This is a genomic window from Microbacterium sp. NPDC079176, from assembly GCF_040686675.1.
In the GTDB taxonomy this organism is placed as follows: domain Bacteria; phylum Actinomycetota; class Actinomycetes; order Actinomycetales; family Microbacteriaceae; genus Microbacterium.
This window is the reverse complement of record NZ_JBFBLM010000003.1, coordinates 491,219-509,667: the sequence shown is the minus strand read 5'-3', so window position 1 is coordinate 509,667 and position 18,449 is coordinate 491,219. Positions and strand designations below refer to the sequence as shown.

Here is an 18,449-nt window from a genome sequence, read left to right as displayed (position 1 = left end):
GGCATACGAGAAGTGACTACCGAGACCCAGGATTCCGTCGTGCGCGACGGCGTGCATTACCACCAGTTCGACATCGTCATCGTGGGCGCCGGCGGCGCCGGCATGCGAGCGGCCATCGAGGCCGGCTCCGGCGCGAAGACCGCGGTCATCTCCAAGCTCTACCCCACTCGCTCGCACACGGGTGCGGCGCAGGGTGGCATGGCGGCGGCGCTGGCCAACGTCGAGGAGGACAGCTGGGAGTGGCACACCTTCGACACGGTCAAGGGCGGCGACTACCTGGTCGACCAGGATGCGGCGGAGATCCTCGCCAAGGAGGCGATCGACGCGGTCATCGACCTCGAGAACATGGGTCTCCCCTTCAACCGCACGCCCGAGGGCAAGATCGATCAGCGTCGATTCGGCGGCCACACCGCCGAGCACGGCAAGACCCCGGTGCGCCGGGCCTGCTACGCCGCTGACCGCACCGGCCACATGATCCTGCAGACGCTCTTCCAGAACTGCGTCAAGCTCGGCATCAACTTCTTCAACGAGTTCTACGTGCTCGATCTGCTCACGGTAAAGGATGCCGACGGCAAGACCCAGGTCTCAGGCGTCGTCGCCTACGACCTCTCGACGGGCGAGCTGCACGTGTTCCAGGCCAAGGCCGTGATCTTCGCGACCGGCGGCTTCGGCAAGATCTTCAAGACGACCTCCAACGCCCACACCCTGACGGGTGACGGAGTCGGCATCGTCTGGCGCAAGGGCCTCCCCCTCGAGGACCTCGAGTTCTTCCAGTTCCACCCGACAGGTCTCGCCGGCCTCGGCATCCTCCTCACCGAGGGAGCGCGAGGCGAGGGCGCGATCCTGCGCAACGCATCGGGCGAGCGCTTCATGGAGCGCTACGCTCCGACCATCAAGGACCTCGCGCCTCGTGACATCGTCGCGCGCTGCATGGTCCAGGAGGTCGCGGAGGGCCGCGGTGCCGGCCCGCACAAGGACTACGTGCTGCTCGACTGCACCCACCTCGGCGCAGAGGTCCTCGAGACCAAGCTGCCCGACATCACCGAGTTCGCACGCACGTACCTCGGCGTCGACCCGGTCGTGGAGCCGGTTCCGGTCATGCCGACCGCGCACTACGCGATGGGCGGCATCCCCACCAACAACGCCGCCGAGGTGCTCGCCGACAACACCACCGTCGTGCCCGGCCTCTACGCGGCCGGCGAATGCGCGTGCGTCTCGGTGCACGGCGCCAACCGGCTCGGAACCAACTCGCTGCTCGACATCAACGTGTTCGGCAAGCGCGCAGGACGCAACGCGGTGGAGTACGTCAAGACCGCCGAGTTCGTGCCGCTGCCCGAGAACCCCGCGGCATTCGTCTCCGACATGCTCGAGGGCCTGCGCAACAACCAGGGAACCGAGCGCATCGCCGTCCTGCGCAAGGCGCTCCAGGACGAGATGGACAAGGGCGCGCAGGTGTTCCGCACGCACGACTCGCTCGAGCACGTCCTCGGCGTGATCGCCGAGCTGCGCGATCGCTACAAGAACGTGCACGTCGACGACAAGGGCAAGCGGTTCAACACCGACCTGCTCGAGGCTGTCGAGCTCGGCTTCCTCCTCGACATCGCGGAGGTCGTCGTCTACGCGGCCCAGAACCGTGAGGAGAGCCGTGGCGGCCACATGCGCGACGACTTCCCCACGCGTGACGACGAGAAGTACATGCAGCACACGATGGCCTACCTGACGGGTGACCCGCACTCCTCCACTCCGAGCGATCACATCAAGCTCGACTGGAAGCCGGTCGTCTTCACGAAGAACGAGCAGGGCGAGTTGAACTACCCGCCGATGGAGAGGAAGTACTGAGCATGTCGAACGCCATCGCCGAAGCTCCCGCGGACACGACGGAGGAGACGGGCATCCAGTCCTTCATCGTCACGTTCAACATCCGCCGGTTCGATCCGGAGATCGACTCCGAGCCGCACTGGGTCGACTACGACGTGGAGCTCTACTCCACGGACCGCGTCCTCGACGCACTGCACAAGATCAAGTGGGAGGTCGACGGGTCGCTGACGTTCCGGCGCTCGTGCGCCCACGGCATCTGCGGCTCCGACGCCATGCGCATCAACGGCCGTAACCGCCTCGCCTGCAAGACGCTGATCAAGGATCTCGACATCTCGAAGCCGATCTACGTCGAGGCGATCAAGGGTCTGCCTCTCGAGAAGGACCTCGTCGTCGACATGGAGCCTTTCTTCGCGTCGTACCGCGAGGTGCAGCCGTTCCTCGTCGCGAACTCGGTGCCCGAGAAGGGCAAGGAGCGCGTCCAGAGCATCGCCGATCGCGAGATCTTCGATGACACCACCAAGTGCATCCTGTGCGCCGCATGCACCTCGTCGTGCCCGGTCTTCTGGACCGACGGACAGTACTTCGGACCGGCGGCGATCGTGAACGCGCATCGGTTCATCTTCGACTCCCGCGACGACAACGCTGCGGTCCGTCTCGACATCCTCAACGACAAGGAGGGCGTCTGGCGCTGCCGCACGACCTTCAACTGCTCCGAGGCGTGCCCCCGCGGTATCGAGGTCACGAAGGCCATCGCCGAGGTCAAGCAGGCGGTCCTGCGCGGTCGTCCCTGACACCGTCGCCGACCTGAGAACGGGCGGGCACCCTGATGGGTGCCCGCCCGTTCTCGTCGCTTGGATAGGGTGAGGACGTGTCCGAACACCACGCCGCCCCCGAGCCCGGTCGCCTGGACGCGGCCGTGGAGAGGGCGACCGCTCTGACCCAGCGCACTCTGGGCCTGTTCCCCGTGCGTGTCTGGCGTCATTTCCTGCAGCACAACGGATTCCTTCTCGCTGCCGGGGTGAGCTATCAGGCCCTCTTCGCGATCTTCGCGGCTGTGTACCTCGCCTTCGCCATCATCGGCATGTGGCTCGGTGGCAGCACGGAGGCGGTCGACGGTCTGATCGTCATCATCAACAGCTACGTTCCCAATCTGATCCTCGATCAGGGCGGGGTGTTCACCCCGGATCAGGTGAAGGAGATCGCCGCGAGCACGGCCAGCCTCCTGGGAGTGACAGGTCTCATCGCCCTCGGCACGGTGATCTGGACCGCGATCGGGTGGGTGACCTTCTCACGTCGCGCCACGAGGGACATTTTCGGCCTCCCCCCGGACACTCGCAGTTACGTGATCCTCAAGGCTCGGGATCTTCTCGCCGCGCTGATCTTCGGCGTCTCGCTCATCGTGGGGTCGATCCTCAGCTCCGCCAGTGCGGCGATGCTGAGCTGGCTCCTGAGCCTCCTCGGCTGGGACTCGGGATCCGACGGGCTGAACCTCAGCATCCGCATCGGCACGGTCATCGTGTCGTTCGTCCTGATGTCCGCCGCTCTGGCCGCGATGGTGCGCTTCCTCACGGGGACGACGCTCCATTGGCGCACGATCTGGCCCGGCGCGATCCTCGGCGGCGCCGCGATGACGGTGCTGCAGTACGGTGCAGGGTTCCTCCTCAGCTACACGCCCTCCAACCCGCTTCTGGCCACGTTCGCGATCTTCATCGGCCTGCTGCTGTGGTTCCGGGTGAACGGGGTGGTGATGCTCGTGGCATCGTCATGGATCGCCGTCGCCGCCCAGGACCGGGATCTGCCGCTGCTGGCTCAGTCGGAGGCCGAGCGTCGGATCGTCGAGCATGAGACCCTGCTCATGGCCGCCCGCATCCGCGTCCGCGACGCGCACGCGGCACGCGACACCGCACCCTGGTACGGCGTATGGGGTGCGCGTCGAGCCGTGCAGGCGGCGGAGCGGGAACTGGCGGAGCTGGAGGCGTCCGCGCCCCCGCCCGTCGACACCGCGTCGCCACTCGCGCAGCGGCTGCTGGCCGAGCTGCAGCGGACACGCGATGTCGGTGGCGCTCGTTAGGCTGGAACCATGCCTCATCTGCGAATCGCCACGGTCAATGTCAACGGGATCCGAGCGGCGGCTCGCAATGGCATGAGCGCGTGGCTCGACGCGGCAGACGTCGACGTCCTCACTCTGCAGGAGGTCCGCGGCCAGGACGAGCATCTCGAAGCGGCCTTGCCCGGATGGACGTTCGTGCACGACGAGGCGACCGCCAAGGGTCGCGCCGGCGTGGCCATCGCCAGCCGGCTGCCGGCTCTCGCCTCGCGCACCGACTTCGGCGATGCCGACTTCGACTCGAAGGGTCGCTGGATCGAAGCGGACTTCCTCATCGGCGACCGCCCTCTCACGGTCGTGAGCGCTTACGTGCACAGCGGCGAGGCCGACACTCCGAAGCAGGAGGAGAAGTGGAAGTTCCTCGACGCGTTCGGTGCCCGACTGGCCGAGCTCGGCGCGGACGACGGGGCACTCGCGCTCGTCACCGGGGACCTGAACGTGGGCCACCGCGAACTCGACATCAAGAACTGGCGCGGCAACCGCAAGAAGGCGGGATTCCTGCCCCGTGAGCGGGCGTACTTCGACAGATTCCTCGGAGCGGCGGGTGAGACCGTCGAGGGCGTCGACGGCTCGACCGGCACCGGTCTCGGCTGGGTCGACGTGGGCCGGGTGTTCCACGGCGAGGTCGAGGGGCCGTACACCTGGTGGTCGATGCGCGGGCAGGCGTTCGACAACGATTCCGGGTGGCGCATCGACTACCACCTCGCCACTCCGGCTCTCGCCGAACGGGTCACTGCCTATCACGTCGCCCGCGCGGCCGCCTATGACGAGCGCTGGAGCGACCATGCTCCGGTGGTCGTCGATTACACCTACTGAACAGCAGGCGGCGCCCGGGTTCGGACGGACCCGGTTCGCGCGGTCCGGCACGACCGGCGCCGCCTAGGATTGATGTCGTGACGAAACCTCGCCTTTACTCAGGAATGCAGCCCTCCGCCGACTCGCTTCAGATCGGCAATTACATCGGAGCGCTCCTGCAGTGGCGGGATCTGCAGAGCTCGTACGACGCATACTTCTCCGTCGTCGATCTGCATGCGCTCACCGTCGCACAGGATCCCGCCGAGCTGCGCGAGAAGACCCGCCGCACCGCTGCTCAGTACATCGCCGCCGGCATCGAGCCCTCCCTCTCGACGCTCTACGTGCAGTCTCACGTCCGCGCGCACGCCGAGCTGGCCTGGATCCTGTCGACGATCACCGGTTTCGGAGAAGCCGGTCGCATGACGCAGTTCAAGGACAAGTCAGCGCGCTACGGAGCGGATGCCACCAGCGTCGGTCTCTTCACCTACCCGGTTCTGATGGCAGCTGACATCCTGCTGTATCAGACCGATGTCGTGCCGGTCGGCGACGACCAGAAGCAGCACGTCGAGCTGACCCGCGACCTCGCCGAGCGCTTCAATTCCCGTTTCGGGGACACGTTCGTCGTGCCCCGCCCCGTGATCCAGAAGGACACGGCGCGCATCTACGACCTGCAGAACCCGACGTCGAAGATGTCGAAGTCCGCCGAGAGCGATGCGGGAGTCCTCTGGATGCTCGACGACCCGGCGAAGTCGGCGAAGAAGATCATGCGGGCCGTCACGGACAACGAAGGATCGGTGCGCTTCGACCGCGACACCAAGCCCGGCGTGTCCAACCTGCTGACCATCTACGCCGCGCTGTCGGGACGTCAGGTTCCGGCGATCGAGGATGAGTACGCGGGCCGCGGTTACGGGGACTTCAAGAAGGGACTCGCCGAGGTCGTCGTGAACGAGTTCGAGCCGGTGCGTGCCCGCGCGCTCGAGCTGCTCGACGACCCTGCTGAACTCGATCGGATCCTCGCGCAGAACGCCGCACGTGCGGATGCCGTCGCCGACGCCACTCTCGGAGCGGTCTACGACCGGGTCGGACTGCTTCGTCGCGTCTGACCTGGCCAGCCATAGGATGGGGGCGTGACTGATCCGCAGCAGCCCCCGTCCGGTGCCGTCCCCCCTGTGCCTCCCGCGCCCCGATCGGCCGACGAGCAGCAGCACTTCGCTCCGCCCGTGCCGCCAGCGCCCGCTGCGTACTCGTCGACTCCCCCGGCGCCGCCCGCATACCAGAGCGCTCCCCCGGCCTATCAGGGTGCTCCGCCCTCGTACCAAGGCGCTCCCGCACCGCAGGCGGCTCCTCCCGGCGCCTATCAGGTTCCGGTCGGAGGCTACGCAGCGCCCGCCGGCGCATACCAGGCACCGGTGATCGCGGAGAAGAAGTCAGGGCTGCTCGGCATCCTGGCTCTGGTCCTGGCGATCGTGGCAGCCGTGGTCACACCGATCGTCGCCGGCATCATGGGCTTCGAGATCGGACGTCGTCTTCCGGGCGGTCTCGACACGACGGCACCGGACTTCCTGTCGATCCTCTCTCCCGCGAGGGACCAAGTCCTGTGGGCGGAGATCTCGTTCTGGACGGGGACCATCCTCGGCATCGCCGCCATCGTCATCGGCATCATCGCCATTCGCAAGAAGCAGGCGCGCGGTGCGGGCATCGCCGCCCTCGTGGTCGCCGTGCTCGGCCCGATCATCTTCTGGGTCGTGCTGCTGGTGACACTGTCGACGGGAACGGCGACCGGCTTCCTGCCGTAGCCGCGGGGCACGCGACGGGTGCACCGCCCCGTGTCTCACCGTGGAGCGTGGTGCTTCTGCTGAGCGGCGAGCAGTCCGTCCTCGACGAGCAGCTCGACCGCGTCCGCCGCGTCGGACACGAGTATGGGCAGGTTCGCGCGCTCGTCTTTGCCGAACGGCGAGAGCACCCAGTCCGCGGGGTCCTGGCGCCCCACCGGTCGACCGATGCCGACCCGCACCCGCGGGAAATCCGGAGTGGTGATGGCACGGGCGATGTCTCGGACGCCGTTGTGCCCGCCGTGGCCTCCGCCGATCTTGAGCTTGACGGTGTCGAACGGGATGTCGAGCTCATCGTGGACGACGATGATCTGCTCCGGCGGCACCGAGTAGAACCGCGCCAGGGCGGCGACCGGCGTCCCGGACACGTTCATGAACGTGTTCGGCTTGGCGAGCACGAGCTTGTCGCCGCCCGGGCGCAGCCAGGTCTCGACGACGCGCGCGCCGCCCTTGTGCTCCCGAAAGTTCTCGCCGCGGCGTGAGGCGAGCTCATCGACGACCATCTGGCCGATGTTGTGACGCGTATCCGCGTATCGGGGGCCGGGGTTGCCGAGTCCCACCACGAGCCAGGTGGATGCCATGTGGTCGTCCTCTCGGAATGCGGGCCCTTCGCGGTGCCCGGGTCAGAATACGACAGAGGGGGCGCGATATGCTCGCGCCCCCTCTGTGTTGCAGTCAGCTGTGCGCTGCGCCTGCGGAGATCACTCCGCGGTGGGAGCCTCCTCGGCGGCAGCCTCGTCGGCGCCGGCCTCGTCCTCTTCGAGCGACTCCTCGGCCGGGATCGAGATCGCGACGACGAGAACCTCGGGGTCGGTCAGCAGCGTCGAGCCCTTGGGGAGCTTGACCTCGGCGGCGGTGATGTGCGTGCCGTCCTCGAGACCCTCGACCGAGACCTCGACGTTCTGCGGAAGATGCGTGGCCTCGGCCTCGATCGACAGCGTGTTCGCGTCCTGGTTGACGATCGTTCCGGGAGCCGACTCTCCGGTGACGACGACGGGAACGTCGATCGTGACCTTCTCGCCCTTGCGGACGACGAGCAGGTCGATGTGCTCGATGATCTGGTGCACCGGGTCGCGCTGGACGTCCTTGACGAGGGCGAGCTGGTCCTTGCCGTCGATGTCGAGCTCGAGCAGAGCGTTCGCACGGCGGATGATCAGCGAGACCTGGTGGCCGGGCAGTGCGACGTGCACCGGGTCGGTGCCGTGGCCGTAGATCACGGCGGGGATCTTGCCTGCGGCGCGCAGACGACGGGCGAAGCCCTTGCCGAAGCTCTCGCGGAGCTCGGCCTTGACCTTGGTGTCTTCAGACATGGGGTTCTCCTTCGGGGCACGCAGCGACAGCTACGCGGTGGTCTTGGAATTGTTCTCGAACGCAGACACGTGAGGAAAGCCACCGGCTTGCTTCGCCGCGTCGATAACGGATGCCAGCGCACGCGCAGAAGCATCCCTCGCCGAGGTACTCCTCTCATGGTACCGGATGAGCCGGTAGGCTGAGAACACCGATCCCCTCTCTGCAGAACACGGAGTTCTCTCATGCTCGACGGCGTCTTCTTCTCCCACGCGATCGCCTGGCTCATCGGCGCGATGACCGTGTGCGCCGCAGGCTTCACCTTCGCGGCCCTGTTCTCCCTGGGGCGCTCGGGATACCGCAAGGACTGACCTCCTCGCGTCCGTCACCACCCGTCACACGGGAGCACCACCCCGGACGCCGCGATAATCTGGGAGCATCCCCTTCTTCTCGATCTAGGAGCCATCTGTGCCCGAAGCATCAGCGAACATCGGAGTCGTCGGACTCGCCGTCATGGGTTCGAACCTCGCCCGCAACCTCGCCAGCCGCGAGGGCAACACGGTGGCGATCTTCAACCGCAGCTACGAGAAGACCGCGACGCTCGTCTCCGATCACCCTGAGGCCGGCTTCATCCCCGCCCAGACCTACCAGGAGTTCGCCGACTCGCTGCAGAAGCCGCGCACCGCGATCATCATGGTCAAGGCCGGCGGCCCGACGGACGCCGTGATCGACTCGCTGGTCGAGGTCTTCGAGCCGGGCGACATCATCGTCGACGGCGGCAACGCGTACTTCCCCGACACGATCCGCCGCGAGAAGGCGGTCCGTGAGACCGGAATCAACTTCGTCGGCGCCGGGATCTCGGGCGGCGAGGAGGGCGCACTCACGGGCCCGTCGATCATGCCCGGCGGCTCGGACGAGTCGTGGATCACCCTCGGCCCGATCCTCAAGTCGATCGCCGCGATCGCCGAGGGCGAGCCGTGCGTCACGCACGTCGGACACGACGGTGCCGGACACTTCGTCAAGATGGTGCACAACGGCATCGAGTACGCCGACATGCAGCTCATCGCCGAGGCCTATGACCTCATCCGCCGCGGCACGGGCAAGTCGCCCGCCGAGATCGCCGAGATCTTCGCCGAATGGAACAAGGGCGAGCTCGAGTCGTACCTGATCGAGATCACCGCAGAGGTGCTGCGCCAGGTCGATGCCGAGACCGGCAAGCCGCTCGTCGACGTCATCCTCGACCAGGCCGGAGCCAAGGGCACCGGAGCGTGGACCGTCCAGACCGCGCTGTCGCTCGGCGTTCCCGTCTCCGGCATCGCCGAGGCCACGTTCGCCCGCTCGCTGTCGTCGCACCCCGAGCAGCGCGAGGTCGCCGGAGCCCTCCCGGGCCCGGACGAGGAGTTCGTCGTCGCCGACGAGGCCGCTTTCATCGAGGACGTCCGTCTCGCGCTCTACGCATCGAAGATCGTCGCGTACTCGCAGGGCTTCGACGAGATCCGCGCGGGCGCTGCCGAATACGGCTGGAACATCGACCTGGGCGCCATCAGCAAGATCTGGCGCGGCGGCTGCATCATCCGTGCGCAGTTCCTCAACCGCATCGCCGACGCATACGCGGCAGAGCCCGGTCTTCCCGTGCTGCTGACGGCTCCGTACTTCACCGAGGCGATCACGCGCGCTCAGGCGCCGTGGCGTCGCGTCGTGGTCGCGGCGGCACAGGCCGGCATCCCGGCTCCGGCGTTCTCGTCGTCGCTGTCGTACTACGACGGCATCCGCGCCGACCGCCTCCCCGCAGCCCTCGTGCAGGGCCAGCGCGACTTCTTCGGGGCGCACACCTACAAGCGCATCGACAAGCCGGGCACCTTCCACACGCAGTGGTCGGGCGACCGCACCGAGATCGAAGCCGAAGACACGCACTGAGCGCGTCGCAGACATGACGAAGGCCCCGGCGATTCCGCCGGGGCCTTCGTCATGTCTCACCGGGTGATGTCCTGCACCGTGCCCTTCGCCAGCCGAAGGCGTCTGGTGGCCCGGCGCGCCACCGCCGAGTCGTGAGTGACGACGATCATGGTGATCCCTTCCGCGCACAGCCCCTGGAGCAGCGTTAGGATCTCATCACGCATGCTCTCGTCGAGGTTGCCTGTGGGCTCGTCCGCGAGCAGCACGCGGGGTCGCTTCACGATCGCCCGCGCGATCGCCACACGCTGCTGCTGACCGCCCGACAGCTCGGTGGGCAGGTGGTCGCCGCGGTCGGCGAGCCCGACGTGAGCGAGAGCCTCGGCGACGCGAGCCGTCCGTTCGGTCCGGCTCAGGTCGGTGGGCTCGAGGGCCATGTCCACGTTCTCGGCCGCCGTCAGCGTGGGGATGAGGTTGAACCCTTGGAACACGAAGCCGATCTCTTGGGCACGGATGCGGCTGAGCTCCCTCGCGGATGCTGACGCCAGCTCGATGTCACCGAGCTTCAACGAGCCGGAGGAGGGCTTGTCGAGCGCGCCCAGCATCTGCAGGAGAGTCGACTTGCCCCCTCCGGTCGGCCCCTGGATGGTGACGAACTCACCGGGAAGGATCGTGAGGTCGACCCCCGTGAGCGCCTTCACCGTGCGTCCCTTCTGCGTGTACGTGCGAGTGACACCCTGCGCGCGGTACAGCGGCGCCGCGGCATCCGTGCCGCTCGCGGAAGGGGCGATGTCTGCGATGGTCATGTCGTATCTCCTTGTCGTGCGGTGGGTGATCGAGGGTCCGTCAGGCGACGGAGTGCAGTGCCTCTGCCGGGCTGAGGCGGGCCGCGCGCCAGCCTCCGAATGCTCCTGCCACGAGACCGCCGAGCACGGCGAGGCCGACCGCGGCGACCAGCACCCACGGTGTGAACGGTGCGTGCAGCACGATGTCGGCCGCCTGTTGCGTCTGGAACATGTCGCCACCTCCGGTGGGCCCGCCGCCCATCCCGCCGGGGCCACCTTCCGCGGTGCTCGCGGCAGCAGCCGCGACGGTCGGCTTCACGAGATCGACCACAACGATGCCGGCGATGCCGAGTGCGAGCCCCACGACGCCACCGATCAGCCCCTGGACCATCGACTCGCCCGCGACCTGGCGCACGACGCGACCGTTCGACCAGCCGATCGCCTTGAGCGTGCCGAACTCGCGGGTGCGGCGCGAGACGCCGGACAGCGTCAGCAGCACCGAGAGCAGCACGGCCACGGCGAGCACGATGATCGACAGCCAGGTGCCGAGGTTCGTGATCAGCGACGTGGCACTGGACAGCGAACCGGAGACGGTGGCGGCGAGCTCGGACTGCGAGGTGATCGTCGCGTCGGGCAGCTCTTCTGCGAGGGCCGCCTGCACCGCGTCGATCGACGATGCGGACTCGGCCTGCACGTACACCGTGGAGACGATGTCTCCGGCTGCGGAGAGATCCTGCGCCGTGTCGAGGGGCAGATAGACGTCGGCAGCGGTGTCGGCGGAGTCCGCGGTGGAAGCCACGATCCCCACGATCTCCACATCGGAGCCTGCGACGTCGATGGTGTCGCCGACGGCGATCTCGTTCGTGGTCGCGTACGTCGCGTCGACGAGCGCGACGAGTGCCCCGGCGTCTTCCGTGTCGAGAGCCCGGCCATCGCCGACCTCGACCGAGGCGAGCGGACCCACTGACGTCACGGCCGGGTCGATGCCGAGCACGGTGAATGAATCGACGCCGAACGAGCCGCCACCCGTGCCACCCGCTCCACCTTGCGGCGGCGCCTGACCCTCGGCCGGCGCAGTGCCCTCTGTCGTGGCGTCCTGCTCGCCGAACCCGCCGCTGGGCAGCTCGCCCGAGAACGTCGAGTTCGTGAGGCTGAGAGCAGCGGATGCCGCCATCACGCCATCCGTCGAGGTCACCGTGTCGAGCACGGACGCGTCGAGCGTGCCGCGCATGAAGTCCGTCATGAGAGTCGACTGGCTCAGTGTGGTCGTGTCGCCCTCGGTCGCGCCGTCCTCCGAGCCGAAGTCGAAGCGCTGCCCGCCGCCCTCCCCCGGTTCCGCCGCGGCACCGGTGACCGTGAGGTCGGTGCCCACGCCGTACACCGATTCCAGCGCCTGCGCCTGCGCATCCCGAACTCCTGCCGTGAGGGCGTTCACGATGATCACCAGGGCGATCGAGATCGCGAGCCCGATCGCGACGATCATGGTCTGCTTCTTGCGGCCCGCCAACTCGCGCCGCAGATATGTCCCGTACATGTGTCTCCTTCTGCCGCGCCGTTCGCGGGGCCGATGTCGACGCTAAAGACCGGACTTTTGCGATATCGAGGGACCGATGATGAGAAGGCTATGGGTGCTTTCTCACAGGCGACGCATAGCGCACTCCATAGAAACCCCATAGGTGATTCCGCAGAATGTACTCATGAGCACTGATCTTCCCGAACTGCGCCGCCCCGACGGCTCCCCCCTGCGCATCCTCGCCGTCGACGACGAGCAGATGCTCACCGACCTGCTCGCGATGGCTCTGCGGATGGAGGGCTGGGAGGTGCGCACGGCGTCGTCCGGCCTCGAAGCTCTGCAGGTCGCGCGCGAGTTCGAACCCGACGCTCTCGTACTCGACATCATGATGCCCGACCTCGACGGCATGGCCGTGCTGCGGCGCCTCCGCGAGTCGGGCAGCCTCGTGCCCGTGCTGTTCCTGACCGCGAAGGATGCCGTGGGCGACCGCGTCGCCGGCCTCACCGCCGGCGGCGACGACTATGTCACCAAGCCGTTCAGTCTCGAAGAGGTCATCGCACGTCTGCGCGCGATCATCCGTCGCACGGGACACGCGACCGCCGACGACGGTCAGTCGATCCTCCGCGTCGCCGACCTCACCCTCAATGAGGACAGCCACGAGGTCATGCGCGATGGCACCGAGATCGAGCTGACCGCGACCGAGTTCGAGCTGCTCCGCTACCTCATGCGCAACGAGCGCAGAGTGCTGTCGAAGGCGCAGATCCTCGATCGCGTGTGGAGCTACGACTTCGGCGGCAAGTCCTCGGTCGTCGAGCTGTACATCTCGTACCTCCGCAAGAAGATCGACGCCGGACGCACCCCGCTGCTGCACACCGTGCGCGGTGTCGGCTACATGATCAAGGCGCCTCAGTGAGCAGCACGGGGATGGCCAGACGGCCGATGAGTCTGCAGACACGGCTGATGACAGCCGTGATCGGCTTCGTCTCGCTCATCCTCGTGATCGTCGCCGTGATCACCAGTGCGCTGCTCGGCAGCACGCTCGAACGGCAGCTCGAGGATCGCCTGCACAGCTACTCGAATCAGGTGACGCAGTGGGTCAGCCGGGTACCGGCCCAGTTCGCGAACATGGACAACATCCTCGAGATCAACGATGCGCGGGTTCCGGGACTCCTGCTGGCGGTGTCCAGCACGGAGGGTGGCACCAGCGGCGTGCTCTTCCCCGACACCAAGGACGAGTGGGGCGGCGTCCCGCAGAAGTTGACCAGCGCGGACCTCGAACGGATCGACGCGGCACTTGCCGGCCAGCCCAGCGCCACCGTCGCCCTGGACGACTTCGGTTCGTACATGGTCTTCGCGAAGCAGGCGCCCAACGGTGTGAATGTGGTCACCGGTCTCCCCCGGACCGAGATCCAGAATCAGCTGGCCACACTGCTCACCGTGATCGCCCTCGCAACGATCGGCGGTCTGATCCTCCTCGCGCTCACGACGGCGATCACGATCCGCGTCGGGCTGAGACCGCTGCGTGCGGTCGCCGCGACGGCGACGCGGGTGGCGAACCAGCCCCTCGACCGCGGAGAGGTGCAGATCACAGAGCGGGTGCCTGCCGCGGAGGCCGATCCGCGGACCGAGACGGGTCTCGTCGGCTCCTCCCTCAACAAGCTGCTCGACCATGTCAACGCCTCTCTCGCCTCCCGTCAGAAGAATGAAGAGCGGATGCGTCGGTTCGTCGCCGACGCGAGCCACGAGCTGCGCACACCTCTGTCGTCGATCCGCGGCTACTCCGAGCTCTCTCTGCGTGCGCTGAAGCAGCAGGGCGGAGAGGCGGCCGTCGAGAGCACCACGACGTCGCTCGAGCGCATCCAGGCCCAGTCCCTGCGCATGACGCGTCTGGTGGAGGATCTGCTGCTGCTCGCCCGTCTCGACGAGGGGCGAGAACTCGTCTACGGCACCGTCGATCTGACACAGCTCGCGCTGGAGGGGCTCTCCGATGCGCGCCCGACCGCAGCCGACCACCACTGGAACATCGAGGCGCCGGACGAGCCCATCGTCATCGTCGGCGATGCGGGCCGCATGCACCAGGTCGTCGCGAACCTGCTCGCGAATGCGCGGACGCACACGCCTGCCGGTACGTCGATCACCCTCAGCGTGGCCCGCGAAGGCGACGAGGCCGTGCTGCGCGTGCACGACAACGGCCCGGGCATCGACCCCGGGGTGCGGGACGAGCTCTTCGCACGCTTCGCCCGCGGTGACAGCTCCCGCGCCCGCCAGACCGGCGGCACGGGGCTCGGACTGGCCATCGCGAAGGCGATCGTCGAAGGACACGGCGGTCACCTCACGGTCGACAGCGAGCCCGGAGACACGACCTTCAGCGTGCGGCTCCCGATCAACCCGGCGGCCGCCTCGGACTGACCGCGCCTTCGTCTCCCCTCGGTCCCGCAGAGCCGTCTGCGGGACCGAGGCACTTCTGCAAGGCGAACCGACGACTTCGGTCCTGCAACCGTGCTCTCATCCTGCAGACGGAACACGCCCCTCTCTGTGCCGGCCCTCCCCCCGGGCCGGTTGCGGGGGGACGGCACGCTTGCAGGACGAACCGACGACTTTGATCCTGCAACCGTGCTCTCATCCTGCAGACGGAACACGCTCCCCTCTGCGCCGGCCCTCCCCCAGGGCCGGTTGCGGGGCCGCGGCACGTTCGCAGGACGAACCGACGACTTCGATCCTGCAACCGTGCTCTCATCCTCCAGACGGTGAAGCAGACGACCGCACGGACCCACGATTTCTCTTCTGCACAGGTCGGGTTATCAGCCGATACCTTCCACGACCCTCGATTCCGATCCGTCCCCCGCCTCAGAACGGGCAGGATCGATCAGATGCCGACCGCCGCACACGTCCTCTCTCACCTGGGTGGTCTGGCCAGGGGTACGACTCTTCGCCAGTTCGGGCTGAGCAGACGGATGCTCTCATCAGCCGTTCGCGACGGCACGATCACTCGCGTCCGCAACGGCGTGTTCGCGACGCCATCCGCTCCCGCCGACGTTCTCACCGCTGCCGCGCACGGAGGCGCACTGACCTGTTCTCGTGCACTGCGGCTGCACGGCATCTGGACGCTCGAGGACGATACGAATCCGCATGTCTGGCTCGGCACTCACGGCCGAAACCACCACATCGCATGCACCTGCACCGGCCATTACTTCGACGGACGGACGGTTCTCGGCCTCGCTCCCCTCGAGGACGCCCTTGTGCACGTCTATCTCTGCAAGGGCGATGAGTCGTTCTTCGTCTCGATCGAGTCGGCCCTGCAGCTGCGCAAGATCGGAGCGGCAGGCCGCGCCCGCGTCCGATCCCGCCTGCCGGCGAAGGCTCGGTGGCTGGTCGATCTGGCTCGGACGGATGCCGACAGCGGCCTCGAGTCCCTGCTACGTCTTCGGCTTCACCTGCTCGGGATCCGTCTCGAATGTCAGGTCGACATACCTTCGGTCGGACGCGTGGACTTCGTGCTCCATGAGCTGCTCATCCTCGAAGCCGACGGGGCGGAGAATCACGACAGCGCATCGCACCGCCATCGAGATCTGCTGCGCGATGCGGAGGCATCCAGGCAGGGATATGAGACGTTGCGCTTCGACTACGCGATGATCGTCCACGACTGGCCGGTCGTGGAAGCCGCCATCCTTGCGGCCGTCGATCGCCTTCGCGCGCGCATCTGACCTACCGGTTGCAGGACCAAGGCACGAATGCAGGATGGAATCAGGAAAACCACCCCGCAGAACGTGCCTGGGTCCTGCAGGCGGCACAGGACGACCCACCCCCGCGATCTACGGCGCGCTTCGGCGACGCACAGCCTGTACCACTTGCAGGACCGAGGCACGAATGCAGGACGGAATCAGGAGAACCGGCCCGCAGAACGTGCTGGCGTCCTGCACGTGGCGCCGGGCGACACCGAACAGACCGGACTCAGTACCCGGCGAAGGCGTCTGTCGTGAGCGACCGCGCCTTCTGCAGGGCGGGAGCGAGGTCGGCGATCAGCCGCGGCGGGCCCGAGATGTAGGAATGCCGCTCGCCGATGTCCGGGACGTAGTGCTCGAGAGCCGCCGCGTCGAGGCGCACACCCTGGGCCCAGGTCCAGCGCGAGGGCAGGTCGACAGGCTCGTCCCGGGTGAACACGATCACGCGCGCACCGGTCGCGGCCAGCTCGTCGCGGAACGCGAGCTCCGAGCTGTCGGATGCCACGTAGACGAGAACCACGTCACGCTGCTGCTCGGTCAGCATCAGCTGTCGCAGCTGCGACACGAACGGCGTGACGCCGATGCCCGCGGCCACCATCAGCACCGGGGTCTCGGCGCGTGGAAGCAGGAAGTCGCCCCATGTGCCGGTCACCGCGAGCGCAGCACCCGGCTCGGCGGCCGCCAGCGCGCGCTTGTAGCTCGAGGGATGCTTCTGATCGCCGTCCTTGTAGGCGATGCGCAGCGTCGGGAGGTCGGCAGGCGCCGAGACGATGCTGAACTCGCGACGGGTTCCGCGCGCATCCGGGCGGGCGTGCGGCACGTCCAGCTCGAGGTACTGCCCCGGCAGGAACTTCAGCGTGCCCTTCGCATGGAACGTCAGCTCCTGAGCCGTCGGCGTGATGAACTGCCGCTTCTCGAGCACGAGACGCACGGATCCGCGCAGCGCGAAGGCGAAGGCCAGGAGGTTTCCGATGAGCAGAGCACGCTCCTGCCCGAGCGTGAAGAGGCCGCCGATCGCGATCGGCCAGCCGGCGAGCACGCCGACGAGAACTGCCACCGAGAACTGCTGCCACCGGCGCGGCGGCAGAGTCAACGGCTCCGACAGCATGAACGCACCGAGGAACAGGAACGGAGACTGCAGGATCGCGAACGAGAGGGCGGAGCCGGCGTCGAAGTCGATCGCGAACTCCTGCGCCTGCACGGCCTGACGAAGGACCGAGACGGCCATGGCGACGACGAGGAACACGACGACGATCCGCACCTTCTCGGTGCGCCACAGCACGGCGAGCCCGAGGATCAGGACGGGGATGAAGAGTGACGGGGTGCCCACCCACCAGGACGACGAGGTCCCGAGCCATTCGAACGCTCCGAACGACCCGAGGATCGACACGACGGCAGCGCCGAACGCCGCCGGGTTGAGGATGTGCCGACCCCGCCACGCGATCAGGTACTTGGAGAGGCTCGCGACGGCTCCGGCGATGGCGAGGCCGAGCAGGGCATTTGGCTCGATGCCGGGGCGGAGCACGAAGAGCAGGATCAGCGCGGTGACCAGCGACGACTCGATACGCCATGGAAGGCGCAGGATTCGCTGGGCCGCTGCGTCCACCAGCGAGATGACCATGGCCAGGACGACGAAGGATGCGAGGATCTCGACCGGCGTGGGTGAGACGATCACGCCGAGAGCTGAGAGCACCACAGCGATGAGCGCCAGCGTCAGCAGCGCGAACAGCACCAGGCGATACATCGAGATGCCGCCGAGCAACGCAAGGACCCGCTGCCGCAGTGCGGTGATGGAGGTGATCACAGGTCTACTCTTCCCTACTTCGTTGATTCAACGGCGGGTGGTGAACAGCTGAGCGGGGCAGCCGTTCGAGCGTTCCGCCCGCCCGTCGGTCGTCATCCGCACCCACTCCACGCCCCACGATGCGGCGATCTCTGGCCCGCCCTCGAAGAACAGGGCAGTCGCGACCGCGTCCGCTCGCATCGCGTCGGGGGCGATCGCCCACGTGGCCGCCCATGTCCGCACGGGCACGCCGGTGCGAGCGTCGAGGACGTGATGCAGTCCGTCGCCCCACGCACGGCGATTGACCGCCGAGGCGCACAGCGCGGCATCCTGCAGTTCGATCACTCCGATCGCCTTCGTCGGATCGTATGGATGCTCGAGGCCCACCCGAACGGCATCGCCGCGAACTCTCATGTCACCGCCGGCATCGACCACGACACTCCCGGGAACGTCGGAGAGCACCGCGGCGACGAGGTCGACGAGGCGTCCCTTGCCGAGGGCCCCGACATCGAGGAGGGCGGGAACGGATGCCGTGGCCTCCCCCGGCGTCCAGTCCAGCAGGGACGTCCAGTCGCCGGGCGCAGCGACGGGATCGTGCGCGACGAGCGAGTACGACGAGTCGTAGCCCAGGGCCGACAGGCTGTCGGCGACGAGCGGGTTGACCGCCCCGTGGGTCGCGCGGGACAGCTCGCGGAAGGCATCGAGCATCGTTCCCGTATCAGGCGAGGAGATCGAGCCGCCGTCACGGCCGACCCGCGTGACCGAGGAGTCGTCACGGAACCGCGACCACTCTCGGTCGAACCGCTCGATCTCGGCCCCGACTCGCTCACGGTCACGCTCGTCGAGCTCGTGCGACGTCTCGATCTCCCAGGCCGTGCCGATCGCGTCGAAACGCCAGATCGCCATACGTGGTC

The 18,449-nt window shown here is 67.6% G+C and carries 17 protein-coding genes; 11 read left to right on the top strand and 6 right to left on the bottom strand.

What is annotated here, in order from left to right; genetic code table 11:
* The first annotated feature begins 12 nt into the window (after window positions 1-12).
* The 6 genes from sdhA (at window position 13) to AB0P11_RS09855 (ending at window position 6,516) form a co-directional block, all read left to right on the top strand.
* On the top strand, window positions 13-1,839 hold the full coding sequence (gene sdhA, locus AB0P11_RS09880; protein ID WP_053097027.1) for a succinate dehydrogenase flavoprotein subunit: 1,827 nt from the start codon (window positions 13-15) through the stop codon (window positions 1,837-1,839).
* A gap of 2 nt (window positions 1,840-1,841) precedes the next feature.
* On the top strand, window positions 1,842-2,609 hold the full coding sequence (locus tag AB0P11_RS09875) for a succinate dehydrogenase iron-sulfur subunit (protein ID WP_053097029.1): 768 nt from the start codon (window positions 1,842-1,844) through the stop codon (window positions 2,607-2,609).
* A 77-nt stretch (window positions 2,610-2,686) separates the two neighbouring features.
* On the top strand, window positions 2,687-3,889 hold the full coding sequence (locus AB0P11_RS09870) for a YihY/virulence factor BrkB family protein (RefSeq protein ID WP_363521582.1): 1,203 nt from the start codon (window positions 2,687-2,689) through the stop codon (window positions 3,887-3,889).
* A 9-nt stretch (window positions 3,890-3,898) separates the two neighbouring features.
* Window positions 3,899-4,741 carry an exodeoxyribonuclease III gene (locus AB0P11_RS09865; RefSeq protein WP_053097033.1) on the top strand — a complete coding sequence of 281 codons (843 nt, stop codon included), beginning with the start codon at window positions 3,899-3,901 and terminating at the stop codon, window positions 4,739-4,741.
* A gap of 77 nt (window positions 4,742-4,818) precedes the next feature.
* Entirely contained in the window at window positions 4,819-5,823 is a 1,005-nt protein-coding gene (gene trpS, locus AB0P11_RS09860; protein ID WP_072591541.1) for a tryptophan--tRNA ligase, read from the top strand.
* Between the two features lie 24 nt (window positions 5,824-5,847).
* Window positions 5,848-6,516, top strand: coding sequence for a hypothetical protein (locus tag AB0P11_RS09855; RefSeq protein WP_222839457.1), 669 nt, complete (start codon window positions 5,848-5,850; stop codon window positions 6,514-6,516).
* A 35-nt stretch (window positions 6,517-6,551) separates the two neighbouring features.
* Here AB0P11_RS09855 and pth read toward each other — a convergent pair whose 3' ends face one another.
* Complete coding sequence (gene pth / locus AB0P11_RS09850) at window positions 6,552-7,133, bottom strand: aminoacyl-tRNA hydrolase (protein WP_072591542.1); 582 nt, start codon at window positions 7,131-7,133, stop codon at window positions 6,552-6,554.
* 120 nt (window positions 7,134-7,253) lie between these two features.
* Window positions 7,254-7,862, bottom strand: a complete 609-nt coding sequence (locus tag AB0P11_RS09845; RefSeq protein ID WP_363521577.1) for a 50S ribosomal protein L25/general stress protein Ctc — start codon at window positions 7,860-7,862, stop codon at window positions 7,254-7,256.
* Window positions 7,863-8,084: 222 nt separating this feature from the next.
* On the opposite strand from AB0P11_RS09845, the gene AB0P11_RS09840 reads away from it, so the two are divergent.
* Together AB0P11_RS09840 and gndA are read left to right on the top strand one after the other, a co-directional pair.
* On the top strand, window positions 8,085-8,210 hold the full coding sequence (locus AB0P11_RS09840) for a hypothetical protein (protein ID WP_256381367.1): 126 nt from the start codon (window positions 8,085-8,087) through the stop codon (window positions 8,208-8,210).
* 97 nt (window positions 8,211-8,307) lie between these two features.
* The gene (gndA, locus tag AB0P11_RS09835) at window positions 8,308-9,756 is read left to right on the top strand and encodes an NADP-dependent phosphogluconate dehydrogenase (protein WP_053097041.1); all 1,449 of its coding nucleotides are present in this window, start codon (window positions 8,308-8,310) and stop codon (window positions 9,754-9,756) included.
* Between the two features lie 56 nt (window positions 9,757-9,812).
* Here the strand turns inward: gndA and AB0P11_RS09830 are convergent, their stop codons facing one another.
* Together AB0P11_RS09830 and AB0P11_RS09825 are read right to left on the bottom strand one after the other, a co-directional pair.
* Window positions 9,813-10,538 (bottom strand): ABC transporter ATP-binding protein, encoded by a 726-nt coding sequence (locus tag AB0P11_RS09830; protein WP_082586682.1) that lies wholly within the window; start codon window positions 10,536-10,538, stop codon window positions 9,813-9,815.
* 40 nt (window positions 10,539-10,578) lie between these two features.
* Window positions 10,579-12,051, bottom strand: coding sequence for an FtsX-like permease family protein (locus AB0P11_RS09825; protein WP_363521573.1), 1,473 nt, complete (start codon window positions 12,049-12,051; stop codon window positions 10,579-10,581).
* A 163-nt stretch (window positions 12,052-12,214) separates the two neighbouring features.
* On the opposite strand from AB0P11_RS09825, the gene AB0P11_RS09820 reads away from it, so the two are divergent.
* The 3 genes from AB0P11_RS09820 (at window position 12,215) to AB0P11_RS09810 (ending at window position 15,734) form a co-directional block, all read left to right on the top strand.
* On the top strand, window positions 12,215-12,943 hold the full coding sequence (locus AB0P11_RS09820) for a response regulator transcription factor (RefSeq protein WP_056280043.1): 729 nt from the start codon (window positions 12,215-12,217) through the stop codon (window positions 12,941-12,943).
* Between the two features lie 47 nt (window positions 12,944-12,990).
* Window positions 12,991-14,439 carry an ATP-binding protein gene (locus tag AB0P11_RS09815; protein ID WP_230100332.1) on the top strand — a complete coding sequence of 483 codons (1,449 nt, stop codon included), beginning with the start codon at window positions 12,991-12,993 and terminating at the stop codon, window positions 14,437-14,439.
* Window positions 14,440-14,900: 461 nt separating this feature from the next.
* A complete protein-coding gene (locus AB0P11_RS09810; RefSeq protein WP_363521570.1) occupies window positions 14,901-15,734 on the top strand; it encodes a type IV toxin-antitoxin system AbiEi family antitoxin domain-containing protein in 834 nt (277 codons plus the stop codon).
* Window positions 15,735-15,981: 247 nt separating this feature from the next.
* Here AB0P11_RS09810 and AB0P11_RS09805 read toward each other — a convergent pair whose 3' ends face one another.
* Both AB0P11_RS09805 and AB0P11_RS09800 read right to left on the bottom strand, forming a co-directional pair.
* Window positions 15,982-17,556: a flavodoxin reductase gene (locus tag AB0P11_RS09805; protein WP_363521567.1), complete on the bottom strand. Its 1,575-nt coding sequence runs from the start codon at window positions 17,554-17,556 to the stop codon at window positions 15,982-15,984.
* A gap of 27 nt (window positions 17,557-17,583) precedes the next feature.
* On the bottom strand, window positions 17,584-18,441 hold the full coding sequence (locus AB0P11_RS09800; RefSeq protein ID WP_056280036.1) for an FAD:protein FMN transferase: 858 nt from the start codon (window positions 18,439-18,441) through the stop codon (window positions 17,584-17,586).
* Between the last annotated feature and the right edge of the window lie 8 nt (window positions 18,442-18,449).

Coding starts and splice junctions, on each gene's coding strand:
- AB0P11_RS09845 (WP_363521577.1), bottom strand. CDS start 7,862: ATGTCTGAAGACACCAAGGTCAAGGCCGAGCTCCGCGAGAGCTTCGGC.
- AB0P11_RS09810 (WP_363521570.1), top strand. CDS start 14,901: ATGCCGACCGCCGCACACGTCCTCTCTCACCTGGGTGGTCTGGCCAGG.
- AB0P11_RS09825 (WP_363521573.1), bottom strand. CDS start 12,051: ATGTACGGGACATATCTGCGGCGCGAGTTGGCGGGCCGCAAGAAGCAG.
- AB0P11_RS09830 (WP_082586682.1), bottom strand. CDS start 10,538: ATGACCATCGCAGACATCGCCCCTTCCGCGAGCGGCACGGATGCCGCG.
- AB0P11_RS09865 (WP_053097033.1), top strand. CDS start 3,899: ATGCCTCATCTGCGAATCGCCACGGTCAATGTCAACGGGATCCGAGCG.
- AB0P11_RS09875 (WP_053097029.1), top strand. CDS start 1,842: ATGTCGAACGCCATCGCCGAAGCTCCCGCGGACACGACGGAGGAGACG.
- AB0P11_RS09815 (WP_230100332.1), top strand. CDS start 12,991: ATGACAGCCGTGATCGGCTTCGTCTCGCTCATCCTCGTGATCGTCGCC.
- AB0P11_RS09820 (WP_056280043.1), top strand. CDS start 12,215: ATGAGCACTGATCTTCCCGAACTGCGCCGCCCCGACGGCTCCCCCCTG.
- pth (WP_072591542.1), bottom strand. CDS start 7,133: ATGGCATCCACCTGGCTCGTGGTGGGACTCGGCAACCCCGGCCCCCGA.
- AB0P11_RS09800 (WP_056280036.1), bottom strand. CDS start 18,441: ATGGCGATCTGGCGTTTCGACGCGATCGGCACGGCCTGGGAGATCGAG.
- AB0P11_RS09840 (WP_256381367.1), top strand. CDS start 8,085: ATGCTCGACGGCGTCTTCTTCTCCCACGCGATCGCCTGGCTCATCGGC.